This window comes from Chitinimonas sp. (assembly GCF_041904975.1).
Taxonomy (GTDB): domain Bacteria; phylum Pseudomonadota; class Gammaproteobacteria; order Burkholderiales; family Chitinimonadaceae; genus Chitinimonas.
In genome coordinates this window covers 1-3,531 of sequence record NZ_JAYRLZ010000361.1, presented here as the reverse complement: position 1 = coordinate 3,531, position 3,531 = coordinate 1, and the positions used below count along the sequence as shown (strand labels likewise).

At 57.4% G+C, this 3,531-nt stretch carries 2 protein-coding genes; both read right to left on the bottom strand.

Annotated features, from left to right (window positions below; translation table 11 throughout):
• A partial coding sequence (locus ACE3OH_RS20760; RefSeq protein WP_374357673.1) for a TonB-dependent receptor plug domain-containing protein occupies nt 1-1,713 on the bottom strand: 1,713 nt, incomplete at its 3' end.
• Nucleotides 1,714-2,035: 322 nt separating this feature from the next.
• A partial coding sequence (locus ACE3OH_RS20755; RefSeq protein ID WP_374357670.1) for a TonB-dependent receptor domain-containing protein occupies nt 2,036-3,531 on the bottom strand: 1,496 nt, incomplete at its 5' end.

The window sequence follows — 3,531 nt, the reverse complement described above, 5'->3', positions numbered from 1 at the left end:
GAACAGGTCACGCAGCGACGGCATCTTGAAGCCTTCCGAGTAGGAGGCGCGCAACAGCAGTTCCGGCATCGGCTGATAGCGGATGGCGATCTTCGGCGTGGTCGAGTTGGTGCCGCCGTCATAGCGGTCATGACGTACGGCCAGCTGGGCTTCCAGGTTCTTCAGGATAGGGATACCCACTTCCATGAAGGCAGCACGCGAATCGCGCTCGCCACGGGCGATGGATTGGGCGATCGAACCGAAGACATTGCCGGCAACCTGATTGGCGCTAGGCACGTCGTCCAGCTTTTCCTTTGCAGCAGTCAGGCCCAGCGCCAGACCCACCGGACCTGCCGGCAGTTCCATCACTTCACGCGACACCTTGGCTTCAACGAAGCTATAGCGGGTTTCACCGGTACGGACTTCATTGGCTGCCAGCGCGTTCATTACCGCTGCGCTATTGGTTGACGCGAACGGGTTGAAGGTGCCGTTGGCGATGCCGGCGAGCACGCCGTCATTCTTCAGATAGCCGCCATCCGTGTTGGTCACCTTGTTGCGCGCTTCACCCAAGGCCAGCTTGTAATCAAAGCCGGCCAGTTCGCCGTCGAGACCAATAACGAAACGGGTAGCCGTGGCGTCGTTCTCGGTGGTACGCGGACCAGCTTGCAGCGGACGACCACGTACGGTCAGCGGCACACCGAAGGTATTGCTCGGATGGCTTGCCGGCACCGTGAAGTTGGCTGGCGCTGGGGCTGCCGAGGTATTGCTGGTGGTCTCGCTGACCATGAATTCGGCAAACAAGCGGTGGCTGTCGGCAATACGCAGGCTACCGGACAGGAAGGCGCTCTTGCGCTCGGTCGGGTAGACGGTCGGGCGGAATGGCGAGAAGTCGAACAGGCAGCTGGTGCCCTTGCCATCGAGCGGCGACGGGCTGATCAGCAGGTCCTTCGATGCGCATGGCAGATACGGCGACTGCAGGCCAGTCTTCGGGTTCAGGAAGTTGCCGGTGGGCGAAAAGGTCGAGCGCTGGTCGGTACCACCAAAGCGGCGATAATCGCCGGTCTTGGTGCGTTCGCGATCCAGGTTCATGATCGGCTCGCGCTTGAACCAGTTGACATTGGCCAGCACATTGAAGCCTTGCGTGGCGTAGTCGCCATAGCCACCGGACAGCGAAGCCTGCTTCTCGTCGCCATCACCCTCTTGCGACACACCGTAGCCAGCCGAAGCCTCGATGCCCTGGTAGTCCTTGCGGGTGATGAAGTTGATCACGCCACCGATGGCATCGGCACCGTAAATGGCAGCGGCGCCGTCCTTCAGGATTTCGACGCGCTCGATGGCGCCAAGCGGAATGGTATTCAGGTCGACAAACTCACCGTCGAAGCCATAGTTTGCCAGGCGGCGGCCGTTAAGCAGCACGACGGTCTGACTACCGCTCAGGCCACGGAATCCGACAGACGACGAGCCGGAAACATTGGGCGAATTGGAGGTCAGCTCATCGTTGAAGCTGGACATGATGGCCAGCGAGCGGATCAGGTCGTTGGTCGAGGCCACACCCTTGCGCTGGATTTCTTCCTTGCGCAGGATGGAAACCGGCAATGGGCCTTCCTTGTTGGTGCGCTTGATATTCGAACCGGTAACTTCAATACGTTCGACCTTTTCAACCTGCTCTGCTGCCATTACGCCGCCGGCGGCCGTAGCTGCCAACAGCGAAATCATGATCTTGTTAAGTTGCATAACGCGTCTGCTCCACAAAAGGAATGGGCCGCCAGACGCAGGTCGCGTCGGCGATATCAGGAATGTCGGCTGGCGCGGATCATGCAATTCACTGCACAAACGCAAGGTTCCTGCCTCCAGTCCAGCAGCATGATAAGGATTTGGTGATGCTCATGTAAGCAACGATGAACAATTCGTTACAAACTGTTGCATTTGTACGACCAAAGCCGTTTCAGGCTTGCGCACAACAAAGCAAAGATCGTCCCCTGTCTCGTCAATAGGCGCCGCACCATGAAAAAACCCCTGCAATGCAGGGGTTCTTGATGTTTTGCCAGGGTACTGCTCAATAGAACTTGTAGCTGGCCGACACATTGAGATAACGACCATACGGGTTATGGAAGCCATCGTTATAACCCTGATTGATGATAGCGGTGGAGCTATCGTCGTATGGCGCCTCGCGGTTGAACAGGTTACGCACTGTGGCACTCAGCGTCAGGTTCTTGATACCGGTGTAGCCAACGTTCAGGTCAAACGTCGTCCACGAGCTGACGCGGCAGTTCGGGAACTCAGCGGTATAGGCTGGATTGGTAGTCGTGGCGCAATTGAGGAAAGAATCGCTGTTGTACCAGCCATCGGTAAAGTTCACTCGACCCGTGACATTGTATGGTCCCTTGCTCCAGGTCGATGCCATCGAAGCCTTAAGACGCGGCAACGCACCATTTGGGCCGCTGGCGCCGGCGTAGTCACGGAACGGATCGCCAGGGAATGTGTACTGCTTGTAGCTAAGCATATAGCTGCCGTCGAAGGTACTGGACAGCTTGCCGTATTCGCCCAGGCTGTTCTTCAAGGTTACGCTCAAGTCCACACCCTTCAGACGCGACTCACCCAGATTGAAGAATTTGCGTACCGTACTGACGATCGGGCCGGAATTGGGAATCAGATTGCCTGACTTGTCGCGCACCCAAGTGTCTTGCAGTGGATTGCGGAAAATCTGGTTCACGAAGCGCTGATCGCCATTCAAGTAGGTCTGATCGATGATGTATTGCGAACCAACCCGGTCGATCTCATCCCGGCGGCGAATTTCGTAGTAGTCGACCGTGCTGCTGAAGTTATTGGTCGGCGAGAACACCAGGCCCAGGGTGTAGCTCTTCGAGCGTTCCGGATTCAAGTTGGGGTTAGCCTGAATTTGCGAGGAGATCGAGCGACCCGATGTGCATTCGGTACCATCAAGCGTCTTCGGATCAACATTGCCAGCGCAACGCAGGCGGTCGGTAATGGTATTGAACGACTGCACGCTTGACTTGCTGATCTGAGTCAAGCCAGGTGCACGGAAGCCTTCGGAATAGGTGCTGCGCAGCGCAATGGTGCTATTGGGCGTCCACTTCAAGCCGACCTTGGGCGTGGTGGAGTTGCCATAGTCGCTGTAGTGGTCGAAGCGCACCGCAGCTTCTGCCTCCAATGTCTTCAACACCGGCAAGCGCAATTCACCAAACATGGATTGAACATTGCGGGAACCATCGGCCGAGGATGAACCCAGGCCTACCCATTCGGCACGCTTGAGATGGCTGTCCGGATCGATCTTGATCGACTCGCGGCGTGCCTCTACGCCAACAGCCAAACCGATCGCACCACCCGCCAACTCGCCGAACTCGGTGCTACCGCGCAAATCGGCGCTGGTCAGCGTCGTTTCGCCATGGTTGTTCTGCTCTGGACTAATTTTGGCCAGAACGGCAGCGTTGTTGCTACCGCCAGGGCGATAGCTCAAATCGTTGATGGCGTCGCTGGCTTCTTTGGCAAGTACATAGCCATGACCGACCGTTGTCCGCTCAGACTTACCAA